This is a genomic window from Hydrogenophaga sp. IBVHS2, assembly GCF_002127215.1.
Classification (GTDB): domain Bacteria; phylum Pseudomonadota; class Gammaproteobacteria; order Burkholderiales; family Burkholderiaceae_C; genus Hydrogenophaga.
Genome location: NZ_NFUT01000007.1, coordinates 48,787 through 63,525 on the forward strand (window position 1 = coordinate 48,787; position 14,739 = coordinate 63,525).

At 70.3% G+C, this 14,739-nt stretch carries 11 protein-coding genes; 8 read left to right on the forward strand and 3 right to left on the reverse strand.

Translation table 11 applies throughout. The features are described 5' to 3' along the window. Nucleotide 1: 1 nt before the first annotated feature. From CAP38_RS14830 to CAP38_RS14840, 3 genes are all read right to left on the reverse strand, one after another. Nucleotides 2-3,337 (reverse strand): ATP-binding protein, encoded by a 3,336-nt coding sequence (locus CAP38_RS14830; protein ID WP_086122210.1) that lies wholly within the window; start codon nucleotides 3,335-3,337, stop codon nucleotides 2-4. Between the two features lie 7 nt (nucleotides 3,338-3,344). Then, nucleotides 3,345-4,328 carry an ABC transporter substrate-binding protein gene (locus CAP38_RS14835; RefSeq protein ID WP_086122211.1) on the reverse strand — a complete coding sequence of 328 codons (984 nt, stop codon included), beginning with the start codon at nucleotides 4,326-4,328 and terminating at the stop codon, nucleotides 3,345-3,347. A gap of 107 nt (nucleotides 4,329-4,435) precedes the next feature. Continuing rightward, nucleotides 4,436-5,332 (reverse strand): delta(1)-pyrroline-2-carboxylate reductase family protein, encoded by an 897-nt coding sequence (locus CAP38_RS14840; RefSeq protein ID WP_086122212.1) that lies wholly within the window; start codon nucleotides 5,330-5,332, stop codon nucleotides 4,436-4,438. Between the two features lie 166 nt (nucleotides 5,333-5,498). Here CAP38_RS14840 and CAP38_RS14845 point away from each other — a divergent pair, with 166 nt between their 5' ends. The 8 genes from CAP38_RS14845 to CAP38_RS14880 all read left to right on the forward strand — a co-directional run bounded on the left by CAP38_RS14845 (nucleotide 5,499) and on the right by CAP38_RS14880 (nucleotide 14,733). After that, nucleotides 5,499-6,776: a sorbosone dehydrogenase family protein gene (locus tag CAP38_RS14845; RefSeq protein WP_086122213.1), complete on the forward strand. Its 1,278-nt coding sequence runs from the start codon at nucleotides 5,499-5,501 to the stop codon at nucleotides 6,774-6,776. Nucleotides 6,777-6,857: 81 nt separating this feature from the next. Beyond that, nucleotides 6,858-7,181, forward strand: coding sequence for a cytochrome c (locus CAP38_RS14850; protein WP_086122214.1), 324 nt, complete (start codon nucleotides 6,858-6,860; stop codon nucleotides 7,179-7,181). A 143-nt stretch (nucleotides 7,182-7,324) separates the two neighbouring features. Further along, the gene (locus tag CAP38_RS14855) at nucleotides 7,325-8,473 is read left to right on the forward strand and encodes an ABC transporter substrate-binding protein (RefSeq protein ID WP_086122215.1); all 1,149 of its coding nucleotides are present in this window, start codon (nucleotides 7,325-7,327) and stop codon (nucleotides 8,471-8,473) included. Between the two features lie 19 nt (nucleotides 8,474-8,492). Then, nucleotides 8,493-9,113: a flavin reductase family protein gene (locus tag CAP38_RS14860; RefSeq protein ID WP_373271421.1), complete on the forward strand. Its 621-nt coding sequence runs from the start codon at nucleotides 8,493-8,495 to the stop codon at nucleotides 9,111-9,113. A gap of 53 nt (nucleotides 9,114-9,166) precedes the next feature. Next, nucleotides 9,167-9,982, forward strand: a complete 816-nt coding sequence (locus tag CAP38_RS14865; RefSeq protein ID WP_086122217.1) for a 2OG-Fe(II) oxygenase — start codon at nucleotides 9,167-9,169, stop codon at nucleotides 9,980-9,982. Beyond that, on the forward strand, nucleotides 9,979-10,686 hold the full coding sequence (locus CAP38_RS14870) for a response regulator transcription factor (RefSeq protein WP_086122218.1): 708 nt from the start codon (nucleotides 9,979-9,981) through the stop codon (nucleotides 10,684-10,686). Before CAP38_RS14865 ends, CAP38_RS14870 begins: the two co-directional genes overlap by 4 nt. Beyond that, nucleotides 10,652-12,601: an ATP-binding protein gene (locus tag CAP38_RS14875; RefSeq protein WP_086122219.1), complete on the forward strand. Its 1,950-nt coding sequence runs from the start codon at nucleotides 10,652-10,654 to the stop codon at nucleotides 12,599-12,601. Before CAP38_RS14870 ends, CAP38_RS14875 begins: the two co-directional genes overlap by 35 nt. A gap of 125 nt (nucleotides 12,602-12,726) precedes the next feature. After that, nucleotides 12,727-14,733, forward strand: coding sequence for a PAS domain-containing protein (locus tag CAP38_RS14880; RefSeq protein WP_179188567.1), 2,007 nt, complete (start codon nucleotides 12,727-12,729; stop codon nucleotides 14,731-14,733). The last annotated feature ends 6 nt before the right edge of the window (nucleotides 14,734-14,739 follow it).

Below are 14,739 nucleotides of genomic sequence, written 5' to 3' on the forward strand. Positions count from 1 at the left end.
GTCAGGAGGCGCTGGCCAGCGGGGTGATGGCCTCGAGCAGTTGGCTGGCGCGCACGAAGTCTAGCGACTGCACCGCATCGCGCAGCGCCGCTTCCGATTCGTCCCCGGCCAGTGCGCGGATTCCGCCGGCCAGTTCGCCGTACCGCTCCAGCGCGTCCAGGTCCTGCCGCTGCAGCAGGGCAGCGAGTTCCCGCAGCGCATCGGCCCGGGCCGGTGCGGCGGGGGGCGTCTCGGTCTGCGTGCCCTGGTGCTCGGCCAGGGCGCGTCCGGCCGCCACCGCCAGCCGGGCCAGGGCATCGGCCAGCGCCTGCGCCAGGTCGTCGAAGGGCAGCTCCTGGCGCAGGGCCTGCTCCAGCCGCTGGCTGATGCCGGCCACATCGGTGGCACCCAGCGCGCCCGCCGCACCGCGGAGCTTGTGCAGCCGCGCCAGCAGGGCCTCGCGCCGCGCCGGATCGGTGTCCCGGCACCAGCCGGGCAGTTCGCCGGGCAGGCTGGCGGTGTCCTTGACGAAGCGCTCCAGCAGGCCGATGAACAGGCCGTGGTCGGCGCACAGCAGCTGGCGGGCGGTGGCCATGTCGATGCCGTTGACCGGCGTCCAGCCGGCAGTGGACCGGGCATCTGCCGCCGACTGGGCGATGACGACCTCGGGCACCACGGCACCGGCTTCGGCCATCACCCGGCGCACCTCGACGATCAGACGGGCCACGTCCAGCGGCTTGCTCAGGAAGGCATTCATGCCGCTGGCCAGGGCCCGTCGGCGTTCTTCCAGCAGGGCGCCGGCGGTCAGGGCCACGATCGGCAGTCGCTCCAGGCCCGGCGTGGCCCGGATCAGCCGGGTGGCCTGCAGGCCATCCATCTCGGGCATCTGCACGTCCATCAGCACCACGTCGAACCCGGCGGGCGCCGCCTGCACCCGCTCCAGGGCTTCGCGGCCATGCACGGCGGTGCTCACCACCGCCCCCTGCAGCTCCAGCAGGCGCTGGCCGATGTCGCGGTTGATCTCGCTGTCGTCGACCAGCAGCACCCGCACGCCCTGCAGCCAGCGGTCGGTGGTGTTGACCTGGGGCTCCAGCCGGTGGCTGCTGATGGCCTGGTTGACCGCATCGGACAGCACCGCCGGCTGCACCGGGGCCGAAAGCACCTGATCGACCTGCACCCCGGTGTGGGGCAGCGCGATGTGGCTGGTGGCGTCCAGGCAGATCACCACCACCGCCGGACTGCCGGGCAACGATCCGTCGAGCGCCCGCAGGGCCGCCGTGGTGGCGGCATCGCTGGAGCGCCACAGGGCGATCACCACCCCGCCGCTGCCCACCGGTGCCGCCTCGCCCTGGCGGGTCTGCTGACCCAGGGCCATGAGGTCGGGCACATCCACCGGCTTCCAGCCCAGCTGGCGGGCGGCGTCCAGATAGGGCTGGCGGTCGGCCGGCTGGGCGCCGGTGACGAACACCGGCAGGCCCGGCACCTGCGGCACCCGGGCCTGTTCGGCCGGCTGCAGCGTGAGGGTGAACCAGAAGGTGCTGCCCCGGCCCGGCTCGCTGTCCAGGCCGCAGGTGCCGCCCATGAGTTCGACCAGATCGCGCACGATGGACAGGCCCAGGCCGGTGCCGCCGAAACGGCGCGTGGTGGACGCATCGGCCTGGGTGAACGGGCGGAACAGCCGCTCCCGCACCTCGGGCCCGATGCCGATGCCGGTGTCGGCCACTTCGCAGCGCAGGTGCACGCCCTGCGGTCCGCGCTCCAGCACCCGAAGGCTCAGGCGGATGTGTCCGTGATCGGTGAACTTCACCGCGTTGGACAGCAGGTTGTTGATCACCTGGCCGATGCGCAGCGCATCGCCCATCAGCCAGGTGGGCAGATCGTTGGGCAGGTCGGCTTCCAGCTGCACGCCCTTGGCCAGGGTCTGCGGCAGGAACAGCGTGGCCTTCTCGGTGACCAGCCGGCCCAGCCGCAGCGGGGCCAGGTCCAGCGTGAGTTCGCCGGCTTCGATCTTGGCCAGGTCCAGCACGTCGTTGACGATGCCCAGCAGCGACTGTCCCGCCAGCTGGGCCTTGCGCAGCAGCTGGGTCTGCTCGGCGCTCAGCGGGGAGGCGGCCAGCAGGTTGGTCACGCCGATCACCGCATTGAGCGGGGTGCGGATCTCGTGGCTCATGTTGGCCAGGAAGAGGCTCTTGGCCTCGTTGGCGGCCTCGGCGTCCTGTTTGGCCTGGCGCAGCACCTCGGCCAGCTCGCGCCGCTCGGTCACGTCCTCCAGCGAGCCCACCAGCCGCACCGCCCGCTCGCCCTCGTATTCGGCCAGCGAGGTCAGGCGCAGCCAGCGTTCGCGCCCGAAGGCGGTCACGAAGGGCAGTTCCAGGTCGCCCGGCACCCGCTCCAGGATGGCCCGCCGGGCGGCCGCATTGATGGCGTCCAGCGTGGCCGGGTTGAAGTAGTTGCGCAGGTCGTCCAGGGTCAGCGGGTGGCCGGCGGGCAGGGCAAAGATCGCCAGGGTCTGGGGGGTGACGGTGAGGGTGCGGGTGGCAATGTCCATCGACCAGCCGCCCACGCCGGCGATGCGCGAGACCCGGTCCAGGAAGGACTCGCTCTGCATGAGCTGGCGGTTGAGGGTCTGCAGCGCGATGTCGCGCTCCTGCAGGGTGCCGGCCATGGCATCGAAGCTCTCGGCCAGCTGGCCCAGCTCGTCGGGATGGCGGTAGGCGGTGCGGGCGTCCAGATCGCCCGCCTTCATGCGTTCGGCGGTCTCGCTCAGCCGGCCGATGGGCCACAGCACCCGCCGCAGCAGCAGCCAGGCCATCAGACCCACCAGGGCCAGCAGGACCGCCAGGGTGGCCAGGTCGATGATGCCGTGCCGCAGTTCGGCGATGCGGCGCCGCTCGGTGACGCCGTCGGAGAGCCGGAAGGCGCCGTCGCTGATCAGCCGGGTCTCGTTGATCAGCTGGTCGGTCAGCAGCTCGCGGCGGGCCCATCCGGGGGCGTCACCGCTGTCCGACGGCTGCCGGGTCAGGCTGTCGAACAGCATCGGCAGGCCTTCGATCACCGTCTCCAGTTCCCGGGCCGATTCATCGCTGGTGCGGCTGGCCGCTGCATAGCTGCGCAGCGCACCGCGCAGTTCGCCGTGCAGCACCACCCACTGGCGCACCGACCGCGACGAACCGTGCAGCATGTAGTCCTGCGTGAGCACCAGCAGGCCGGCGGCATCGCGCGCCAGCTTTTCGGCAGCGGCCTGCTGGGCGTCCAGGATGCGCGAATCACGCACGTCCTGGGCCAGCAGCACCAGGTTCACCGCCGACAGCACCAGCACGGTGCCCACCATGGCGATCAGCAGAGGGCGCAGGCGCACGGCGGCCTCACTTCACCATGGACACGGCGCGCGGTTCCAGCTGGCGCAGGGGTCGGGCACGGATCACATCCAGGTAATCGGGCGGCTCGACCAGGGTGGACAGACCCGAGCGCATGGCCCAGCGGGACTCGGTCTCCAGCGTGCCGAGCAGGCTCTGGTCGAGTCGCAGGCGGAAGTCGAACTCGCGCAGCAGGACGGCCACCCGTTCGACCGGGGTGCCCAGCACGCGGGCCGCCAGCGTGTAGGCCTCGCCAGGTTCGTTGCGCATCATCTGGGCCACTTGCTGCAGGGCACGCAGCACCTTGATCAGCTGGGCATCGCTCAGGCCGGGGCGGGCCACCAGGTTCATGGTGAGCGTGTAGATGGGCGGGATGTCCAGCACCTTGCCCCGGGGTCCCAGCGCCTCCAGGGCCTGTGCGCCGAAGGGATGGTAGAGGCCGGCGGCATCGACCTCGCCCCTGAGCAGGGCGTCGATCGGCCGCACCGGGTCGAGCTTGACCAGGGTCACGTCCTTGGGGGCGAGCCCGTGGTAGCTCAGGAAGGTCTCGGTGTAGAAGTGGCTGCTGGTGCCGGCCAGGTAGCCGATCCGCCGTCCCCTGAGGTCGCTGCCCTGCACGATCCCGCGGTCGGTGCGGGCCACCAGCGAGTTGCTCCGCCGCGAACTGGCCACGGTGGCGATCAGCTCCAGCTTGTGGCCGGCGTGCAGGGCCAGCACCAGGCTGGTGTCGGAGGCGATGGTGACGTCGGCCTGCCCGGCAACGATGCGGGCGATGCAGTCCTTGCCGTTGATGCAGCCCACCACCTCCACCGGCTGCCCTTCGGCATCGAAATAGCCTTCGGCCGCTGCCAGCAGGCCGATGGACATGCTGGGCAGCCCGGCCGAGGCCAGGCGCAGGGGCGGCGAAGCGGGGGATTCGGCCCGTGCGGGGCTGGCCAGCAGGCAGGCGATCAGGGTCAGGCCCGAGAGGGCGGCGCGGATGGGATGTTTCAAGGGCGACTCGGTATCACTGGGCTCGGCCTGTGTCGGGACCGCGTCCGGATTATTGGCCGCATCCCGGCGTGCCGGACTCGGTGTTTTCCGGCATGCGGCACCGGTTTTCAGCCCGGGAGGGCGCAGCGCGCGGCCGCCAGGTCCCAGCCGGCCCAGCCACAGCTCTTGAAAAACACCGGTCCCGCCGCCGGCCGCGGCCGCCGCCCGGCCACCACGTCGGCCAGGGTCGCCAGGCCGGGCACGTCGATGCCGGCCTGCAGCAGATCGCCGGCTTCATGGTCGGCGTCGCGGGTGTCCACCACCACCGTGCCGCGGGCCGCCAGATGCCGCACCACCGCCGGCGCCCACTCCACCATGCGGGGGGTGAAGGCGCCCACGGCCGCCACGAAGGCATCGTCGCGCGGTTGCCCGTGCAGGCAGACGGCCTGCGCCGGCGTGCAGCTCACCACCAGCGGGCAGTCGGCCAGCGCGGTGTGCGGGTCGTCCACCCGCCGTGCCGCCAGACCGCGACCGCGTGCATGCTGCACCAGCGCCTCGGCACTGGCGGCACTGCGGGAGGCCACCACCACCTCGCGCAGGCCCAGGCCGTCGGCGAAGGCGTCCAGGTGCGATCGGCCCTGCACCCCGGCGCCCACGATCAGCAGCGGGCCGTCGGTGCGCGGGGCCAGCCGCTGCGCGGCCAGCAGGCTCACGGCGGCCGTGCGGCGTGCGGTGACCGTGGGTCCGTCGAGCAGGCCGACCCGGCGGCCGTCGACCGCGTCGAACACCACGATGTCGCCCTGGATGGCGGGCAGCCCGCGTGCCGCGTTGTCGGGCACGAAGGTGATGAGCTTGGTGATGGCCAGACGGGCATCGTGGGCCGGCATCACGAACAGGCTGCCGCCGGCGGGCAGCGGCTGCACCAGGCGCGGCGGCACCCGCACCTGCGGGTCGGCCAGCAGCGCCGCGACGGCATCGGCCAGGCGGGGGTAGGGCAGGGCTCGGGCGGTGGCTTCAGGGTTCATGGGGTGTGGAGAAGGGCTTGTTGTAAGGGGCTACCTACGCCCGGTCGCGGCGGCGACCGGAACCTCTGGAAAACCCTCGGTCATCGTACTTGTTGGGGTATTCGCCGGCCCCCAGAATGGGCCTCCCGACATCTTTCGGGACAGCCCAACAGAGAAGAGGAGACACATGAAGATCAACCGACTGCTTGCCGCCCTGATGATCGCCGGTGTGGCCACCGGCGCCCTGGCCCAGGCCGGCAAGGACAACCTGTCCACCCTGAAGCAGATGAAGGTCTCGGGCGTGGATCTGAACATCCCGCCGGTGCCCCAGGAGGGCAAGAATGCCGAGGCCATCAAGGCCAACCTCAAGAACATCAAGATGCCCCCGGGCTTCAAGATCGAGCTTTATGCCGTGGTGCCCGATGCGCGTCACATGGCGGTCGCACCCAGCACCAACATGCTGTTCGTGGGCACCCGCAAGACCCGCGTCTGGGCGGTGACCGACCGCAACGGCGACGGCACGGCCGACGAGGTCAAGCCGTTCGCGCCGTCGCTGAACTTCAAGGTGCCCAACGGCGTGTGCTGGACCAAGGACGGCTTCCTGGTGGTGGTGGAGCACAACCGGGTGCTCAACTTCCCGGCCGCCGAGTTCTTCTATGAAGGCCCGGACGTGGCCGTGATCGAGGTGGTGCCCCAGGGCGGCCTGATCCCGGTGGAGGAGGAGTCCTTCAACCACGGCGCCCGCACCTGCCGCGTGGCCGACGACGGCACCCTCTACATCACCCTGGGTCAGCCCTACAACGTGCAGCCGGCCGGCAAGGTCGACCTGTACGACCGGATCGGCATCGGCGGCATCGTGCGCATGAACGCCTTCGACGGCTCCAAGCGCGAGGTGTATGCCCGCGGCATGCGCAACTCGGTGGGCATGGACATCAACCCCAAGGACAAGACGGTGTGGTGGACCGACAACCAGACCGACGGCCTGGGTGACGATGTGCCCCCCGGCGAGCTCAACCGCAGCACCAAGGCGGGCGAGCACTTCGGCTACCCGTACTGGAACGGCAAGTTCAAGGTGGCCGGCACGGCGGCAGCGCCCGACCTGAAGGACATGAAGGAGCCGGCCAAGGCGGTGTTCCCGCAGGTCGAGTTCCCGGCCCACCAGGCGCAGCTGGGCATGACGTTCTACAACGGCAAGCAGTTCCCGGCCAAGTACCAGGGCGGCATCTTCGTGGCCTCGCACGGCTCGTGGAACCGCAGCCAGGCCACCGGCGCGCTGATCAACTTCATTCCGCTCAACGCCAACGGCACGGCCGGCAAGTCCGAGGTGTTTGCCGAGGGCTGGCTGGACGGCAACGGCGTCTACAAAGGCCGCCCGGTGGACGTGGCGCCCATGAAGGACGGCTCGCTGCTGATCTCCGACGACTATGTCGGCGCGATCTACCGCGTGACCTACGTCGGCAACTGACCCGGCCCGCCCCGATCGCAGGAGGCCCTCCGGGGCCTTCTGCGTTTTTCAACCCCCCCCCCCACTTTTCGGGTTTCTTCCATGCGCCACCTTTCCCTTCTTGCAGCGCTGGCCCTGGCGGCCGGCTTCACGGCCGGCGCCCAGGCCGCCGACGTCAAGGCCGGCCAGATCCGCTCGGCCGCCTGCGCCGTCTGCCACGGCCCGCAGGGACTGTCCATGCAGCCGGCCGTGCCGCACCTGGCCGGCCAGCCCGAGATCTACCTGATCGAGCAGCTCAAGGCCTACCGCAGCGGCAAGCGCGCCAACGAGGTCATGGGCGTGATTGCCAAGCCGCTGACCGACGCCGAGATCGAGAACCTGGCCGCCTGGTACTCGTCCATCACGCTGCGGGTCGAGATGCCCTGAGATCGGCCAGCGTGGCCGTCCGGCCGATCAGCGGTCGGCAGTGATGATCCAACGATGACGAACCGGTCGGATCGCCCGATAGCATTCGTGATTTACCCTGTCCGGTATTCCACCGACCGTTTCCGACCGAACGCCCGCCGCCCATGAAATCCGTCACGCCCACGCTCAACCGCCGCCGTTTCACCGCCCTGGTGGCCGGCACCGCCCTCACCGGTGCGCCCCTGGTCCAGGCCCAGTCGGGCAGCCGCATCGTGCTGGGCCAGTCGGCCGCGCTCACCGGCGCGGCGGCCCAGCTGGGGGTGCAGTTCCACGCCGGGGCCAAGCTGCATTTCGATGCGGTCAATGCGGCCGGTGGCGTCAACGGGCAGCGCATCGAGATCGTCAACCTGGACGACGGCTACGAGCCCGACCGCTGCGCCGAGAACACCCGCAAGCTGATCAAGGACGACGTGTTCGCCCTGTTCGGCTACATCGGCACGCCCACCAGCCTGGCCGCGCTGCCGCTGGCCATCCAGGCCCAGACGCCCTTCATCGCTCCCTTCACCGGGGCCATGGGCCTGCGCCAGCCGTTCAACAAGCTGGTGTTCCACCTGCGCGCCTCCTACAACGACGAGACCGCCCTCATCGTTCGCCAGCTCACCAACCTGGGCCTGAACAAGATCGCGGTGTTCCACCAGAACGACAGCTACGGCAAGGCCGGCCTGGATGGTGTCACCGCCGCCCTGGCCACGCGCAACCTCAAGCCGGTGGCCACCGCCACGGTCGAGCGCAACTCGGTCGACGTGGCCCAGGCCGTGGCCACCATCAACGCCGCCAAGCCCGACGCGGTGGTGCAGATCAGTGCCTACAAGTCGTGCGCGGCCTACATCCGTGCGGCCAAGGCCGCCGGTTACGGCGGCACCTTCTACAACGTGTCCTTCGTGGGCACCCAGGCGCTGGCCGACGAGCTCGGCAAGGACGGCGCCGGCGTGGTCGTGTCGCAGGTGGTGCCCAACCCGTTCAGCACCACCCGTCCCATCACCCGCGAGTTCCTGGACGTGATCGCCAAAGGCGGCAACAAGGTCCAGCCCAACTTCTCCAGCATGGAGGGCTTCATGGCCGCCCGCATGGTGACCGAAGGCATCCGGCGCGCCGGTGGCCGCGTGACGCGCGACAGCTTCATCGGCGGGCTGGAGGCCATCGGCGACATGTCCATGGGCGGCTTCAACCTGTCGCTGTCGTCCACCGACCATGTGGCCTCCAGCTTCGCCGAGCTGTCCATGCTCACCGGCGACGGCAAGGTCCGCACCTGACATGACCCTGCCCCCGGGGCTGCCGGCGCACGCCCGCGAGGTGCCGCTCGATCGCGCCTACCGGCTGCTCAACCACGGCCCCACCGTGCTGGTGGGCGCGCACCATGCCGGCCAGACCAATGCCATGGCGGCCGCCTGGGCCTGTGCCCTCGACTTCATGCCGCCCAAGCTGACCGTGGTGCTCGACAAGGCCACCCGCACCCGCGCGCTGATCGAGGCCGGCGAGGCCGACGGCCATGCCCGCTTCACCGTGGCCCTGCCCTGTGTGGCGCAGGCCTCGCTGGTCACTGCACTCGGCACCACCAGTGCGGTGGAGGTGCCCGACAAGATGGCGCGCGTGCAGCGCGATGCCGGCCTGCGCTGGCGCCCGGTGCCCGGCACGGACGGCCTGCCGCTGATCGAAGGCTGTGTGGCCTGGATGGTGTGCCGTGTGCTGCCGCAGCCCGCGGTGCAGCAGGCGCACGACCTGTTCCTGGCCGAGATCGAACAGGCCTGGGCCGACGAGCGTGTGTTCCACGGCGGGCGTTGGCATTTCGAGACGGCCGATCCGGCCCTGCGCACCCTGCACCACGTGGCCGGCGGCCACTACTACGCCATCGGCGAGCCGGTCGTGTCCCCCGAGCAGGGCACAAGGGCCTGAGCGACCGTGGGATGCCGCTGCAGGGCAGCGGACTCCTGAGGTAACCTCGGCGCATGACCGACATACCCCAACCCGTAGTGCCGCCACATGCCCCGCAGACCGGCTGGCCGGACGTGCGGGCCGTGGCCCTGCTGCCCGGCTCCCTGCCCCTGGGGGGAGTGGTGCCCGACACCCCGGTGCATGCCTTTGCGCAGACACCCGAGAACCTGCGCCTTGACCCGCAGGCGGGGCTGAATCCCCGGCGACGGGACATCGATCTGGACGGCCTGCTGGCGTTCGAGATCAGCGACGTGGTCACGCCGGCCGAGGCCGATGCCCTGGTGGCGGCCTCCGAGCACATGGGCTTTCGTCCCGAGGCCCCGGGCATTGCCACGCCGCCGGGCATGCGCATGAACAAGTCGGTGCACTGGCTGGCCGACAGCGCCCTGCTCGGTCCGATCATGGACCGCATCGCGCACCTGCTGCCGCCCCGCATCGACGGCCGTGCGCTGTTCCCGCAGCTCAGCCACCGGCTCAACATGTACCGCTACGACGACAGCGACGTCTTCAACCGCCACACCGACGGCGACTGGCCGGGCTACAGCCTGGACCCGCAGCGCCGGACCCTGCTGGAGTGGCGCGGACTGCGTTCGGCCCTCACCATGCTGCTCTACCTCAACGGGCCGGCCGACGGGGTGCAGGGCGGTCAGACCCGCCTGTTCACCCGCCAGGGGCGCACCGTGGACGTGACGCCGGCCAAGGGCTCGGCGCTGTTCTTCCGCCATGGCTTCGGACCGGCGTCGGTGGTGCATGAGGGCCGTCGGGTCAGCGGTGAGGTGCCCAAGTACGTGGCCCGCATCAATGTGATGTATCAGGAGGAGTCCGCATGAACGCCGATGTGCTGGCCAGCGCGCCGCCGGTGACCATCGCCCCCATCCGGGTGGGCATCGTCGAGGACGATCTGCGCGTCAACCAGGCACTGGGTGCCGCGGTGAACCAGGCCGCCGACATGCAGCTGGCCTGGTCCGAGACCACCCGTGCGGCGGCGCTGGCCGCACTGGCGCGCTCGCCGGTGGACGTGCTGCTGGTCGACCTGGGTCTGCCCGACGGCTCAGGCATCGACGTCATCCGCGAAGCCCACGACCGCCTGCCGCGCTGCGACGTCATGGTCTGCACCATCTTCGGCGACGAGGCCCACGTGCTGCAGTCCATCGAGGCCGGTGCCCACGGTTACCTGCTCAAGGACAGCCCCTCCGGCACCATCGCCGAAGAGATCCGCCTCCTGCGGGCAGGCGGCAGCCCCATCAGCCCGCTGATCGCCCGCCTGGTGCTGGGGCGCCTGCGCCCGGCCCTGCCGACCGCCGGACCGGCCGAGCCCCACGACGGCAAGCCGGGCGTGAGCATGTCGCGGCGCGAGACCGAGGTGCTCGAGCTCATCACCAAAGGCTTCACCTACGAAGAGATCGCCCGCAAGCTCGGCGTGACGCGCCACACGGTGCAGACCTTCGTGCGGCGCATCTACGCCAAGCTGGAAGTGGGCTCCAAGATCGAGGCGATCAATGCCGCTCGCCAGCAGGGCCTGCTCGGGCCCTGAGGTCCGGCGCCGCTGGCGATCGCTGGCGGGCTGCCTGCTCCTGTGGTGGCTGACCTTCCTGGTCTGGCCCGCCTGGGCCGGTCATGCCCCTGTCCACCAGAACCGTGCCTGGCTGCTGGAGCAGCAGGGCGGCGACATGGAAGCGCAGCCGGCCGCCACCGTCGATGTGCGCACCCTGGGCACGGGATGGAAGGACGTGCCGCTCCCCTTCATGGCGCCCCGGGCGCTGGACGCCGATCCGCTGGCCGACAGTGGCACCATGACCCGCTGGTTCCGCATCGACCTGCCACCCGGCCTGGAGGGCGAGGAGGTCCTGTACCTGCCCCGCTGGCAGACCATCGGACGCATCACCATCTACGCCGATGGCCGGCTGGTCTACCACTCGCGCGGTGGTCCGGTGTGGAACGGCTTCAACCTGCCCCTGTGGCTGCCCCTCAACATCACCCAGGACGAACCGCCGCCGCAGCAGATCCTGGTGCGGCTGGTCAGCCCGGTGGACGCCGGCGCCGGTCTCTCCAGCCTCTGGATCGGTCCCCGCGAAACCCTGATCTGGCAGCACCGCCTTCGCGAGGCGCTGCAGGCCAACATCCCGTTCATGGCCAGCGCGGCCTTCCTGGCCATCGGCCTGTTCTCGCTGGCGGTGTGGAGCCGGCGCCGATCAGAGACCGCCTACCTGCTGTTCTTCGTGTCGTCGGCGCTGTTCTTCCTGCGCTGCATCCACTACTACAGCGGTGATCGCCGGCCGCTCGTGCCCGAGGAGTGGTTCGGCTGGATCACCGTCAACAGCCTGGGCTGGCTGCTGGTGAGCGTGTATTTCTTCACCTTCCGGCTGCACCCGGTGCGCTACGTCTGGCTGGAGCGTGCGGTGCTGGTCGTCATGGGACTCACCACCCTGATCACCCTGCCGCCGCTGGGCTGGCTCGCGCCGGTGGCCGATCTGGCCCCGCTGGCCTATCTGCTGCAGCTGCTGGTCATGGTGGTGGTCACCGTGGTGGCCCTGTGGGCGGCGCGCCGCAGCGGCAACCGCGCGGCGCTGGTCATGGCGGGCTGGAACGTCACCAACATACCCATCGGCGTGCACGACTGGATGCTGCAGAACATGCTCATCAGCGTGGAGAGCCTGTACCTGCTGCCCTACACCGGCATGGGGCTGTTCGTGCTGTTCATGGGTGTGGTGTTCCAGCGTTATGTGGGCGCCGTCACCGAGGCCGAACAGGCGCGCAGGCAGCTGCAGCAGCGCCTGGCCGAGCGCGAGCAGGAGCTGTCGCTGAGCTACCAGAAGCTGCGCAGCGCCGAGCAGGTGCAGATGCTGGCCCACGAGCGCCAGCGGCTCATGCAGGACATGCACGACGGTCTGGGCTCCTCGCTCATGAGCGCGCTGCATGCGGTGGAGTCCGGGCAGATGTCGGAGGCCGAGGTGGCCCAGGTGCTGCGCGAATGCATCGACGACATGAAGCTGGCCATCGACTCGCTGGAGCCGGTGCAGACCGACCTGCTGCTGCTGCTGGCCACGCTGCGCTTCCGGCTGGCGCCGCGCCTGCAGGGCAGCGGCCTCACGCTGGACTGGGCGGTGGACGACGTGCCGCGCCTGGCGTGGCTGGAGCCCCGCAGCGCACTGCACATCCTGCGCATCTTCCAGGAGGTGCTGACCAACATCATCAAGCACGCCCGCGCCAGCCGGATCACGGTGCGCACCTCCCACGACGACACGCAGGTCACCGTGACGGTGGAGGACAACGGCGTGGGCTTCGACATGCCCTTGCCCGTGACCGATGTCACATCGCCTCCGCGCGGCAAGGGCCTGGGCAACCTGCTGCGCCGCACCGCGCAGCTGCAGGGACAGGCCCGCTGGGAGCGGCTGGCGCAGGGCACGCGCTTCTCGCTGAGTCTGCCGTTGCAGCGTCAGCCGGGCTGATGTCCCCTGCTCTGGGGACTGCAGAGTCGCTCCGGGTTGCCGATATGCATTCAGGGGTGGCGCGCACGTCGACACCCGCCTATATTGACCCGACCCCGCCTGCCACGATCGATCTGTCGCCCCCCATGAGTTCGCCAACCACCCCCTCCGCCGATCCCGCTTTCGAGCTTGCACCCTGTGCCCTGATCGAGCTGGATCCTGCCGGCCTGGTGTTGCGCATCAACCGGGCCGGCCGGCAGATGCTGGCCTGGTCCGACCAGGACCCACTGGCCGGTCGGCACCTGTCGGTGCTGCTGCGGCTGGAAGGCTCGCCCGGGGAGTCCCTGCTGCCGTCCCATCTGGCGCTGGTCCGCCCGGCCGTCGACGTGCCTCCGCTGGAGCTGCGGGTGCGGCTGCCTTCCGGCGAGATCCATGTGCTGCAGCTCTCCCTCGGTGCGGTGCCCGATGCCTCGGGCCAGGTGCAGCGGCTGCTGGTGTCGCTGCTCGATGTGGGCGAGCGCCGCGTGCTGGAGCAGCGGCTGGCGGCCCAGGTGGAATTCCTCAGTTCCCTCACCGACCGCACGCCATCGCGCCTGACCTATTTCGACCGTGATCTGGTCTGCCGCTTTGCCAACCGGGCCCAGGCCGACCGGTACGGCCGCACGCCGCAGCAGATGGTGGGTGTGCACCTGAGCGAGCTGGTGCCGGCTCCCCATCTGCCCCGCGTCATGGCCCGCGTGACGCGTGCGCTGGCCGGCGAGGCCCAGACCTTCGAGGCGGACGGCACCGACGCCGACGGCCAGCCGTCCTGGCACGAGGTGCACTACGTGCCCGACCTGCAGCACGGCGAGGTGGTGGGCATCTTCATGGAGCTCAACGACATCACCGAACGCCGCCGCACCGAAGACATCGTGCTGGGGGCCAACCTCGAACTGGAGGAACGCGTTCAGCAGCGCACCGCCGAGCTGCATGCCAGCGAGCAGCGCTTCCGGCTGATGGTCGATGCGGTGCGGGACAGCTGCATCTACTTCGTCGATGCCGAGGGTTTCATCGTCGAGTGGAGCGAGAGTGCACAGCGCCTGCACGGCTTCGACCGGGTGCAGGTGCTGGGCCGTCCGCTGGCCATGCTGCTGCCGCCCGACGAGGGGGTCGATCTGGCGCTCGACCCCGAACAGCCCGAGGTGCTGGTGCACCAGGCGGTGGACCACGGTCATGCCGACACCCAGGGCTGGCGCCTGCGGGCCGACGGTTCGCGCTTCTTTGCCCATGTGAGCCTGACGGCGCTGCGCAACCCCGCCGGCGAGCTGCAGGGCATCTCGGTGATCGAGCGCGACATGACGGCGGCCAAGCAGCTCGAGGACGTGATGAACGACCTGAACAAGGAGCTGGAGCGCCGCGTGGAAGAGCGCACCCGCCAGCTGGTGGCGGCCAACAAGGACCTGGATGTCTTCTCGCACACCATCTCGCACGACCTGCGCGCACCGCTGCGCCACATCGGCAGCTTTGCCGGCCTGATCCGCGAGCAGCTGGGCGAGCAGGGCGATCCGCAGCTGCTGCAGTACGAGAGCGCCATCTCGCGCTCGGCGCGCCGCATGGCCGGCATGGTGGAGGGGCTGCTGGAGTACGCCCGTCTGGGGCGCATCACGGTGGAATACCAGCCGGTGCCGCTGCTGACGCTGGTGCAGGGCGTGGTGGCGCACCTCAAGGCCGAGCATCCGTTGCGGGACATCGCCTGGGACATCGAGTCCGACCTGCCGGTGGCCCGGGGCGACCCGATGATGCTGGCCCAGCTGTTCGCCTACCTGCTGGAGAACGCGGTCAAGTTCACCGGCCGCACGGCACAGGCCCGGGTCGAGATCGGCTGGACGGTGAGCGAGCAGGGCGTGCGCACCTTCCATGTGCGGGACAACGGGGTCGGCTTCGACCTGCAGAAAGCGGCCAACCTGTTCGTCATGTTCCAGCGCCAGCACCACTCCATGGACTTTGAGGGCCTGGGCACCGGCCTGGCGCTGGCCCAGCGCATCGTCGAGCGTCATGGCGGTCGCATCTGGTGCGAGACCGCCGTGGGTCAGGGTTGCAGCTTCCTGTTCACGCTGCCGTTCGAGGGCGAAGAGGCCGGCGACAGCCGCTTCGGCGCGGTCGACACGCTCTGACGCGGC

Coding starts and splice junctions, on each gene's coding strand:
- CAP38_RS14840 (WP_086122212.1), bottom strand. CDS start 5,332: ATGAACCCTGAAGCCACCGCCCGAGCCCTGCCCTACCCCCGCCTGGCC.
- CAP38_RS14845 (WP_086122213.1), top strand. CDS start 5,499: ATGAAGATCAACCGACTGCTTGCCGCCCTGATGATCGCCGGTGTGGCC.
- CAP38_RS14850 (WP_086122214.1), top strand. CDS start 6,858: ATGCGCCACCTTTCCCTTCTTGCAGCGCTGGCCCTGGCGGCCGGCTTC.
- CAP38_RS14855 (WP_086122215.1), top strand. CDS start 7,325: ATGAAATCCGTCACGCCCACGCTCAACCGCCGCCGTTTCACCGCCCTG.
- CAP38_RS14865 (WP_086122217.1), top strand. CDS start 9,167: ATGACCGACATACCCCAACCCGTAGTGCCGCCACATGCCCCGCAGACC.
- CAP38_RS14870 (WP_086122218.1), top strand. CDS start 9,979: ATGAACGCCGATGTGCTGGCCAGCGCGCCGCCGGTGACCATCGCCCCC.
- CAP38_RS14875 (WP_086122219.1), top strand. CDS start 10,652: ATGCCGCTCGCCAGCAGGGCCTGCTCGGGCCCTGAGGTCCGGCGCCGC.
- CAP38_RS14880 (WP_179188567.1), top strand. CDS start 12,727: ATGAGTTCGCCAACCACCCCCTCCGCCGATCCCGCTTTCGAGCTTGCA.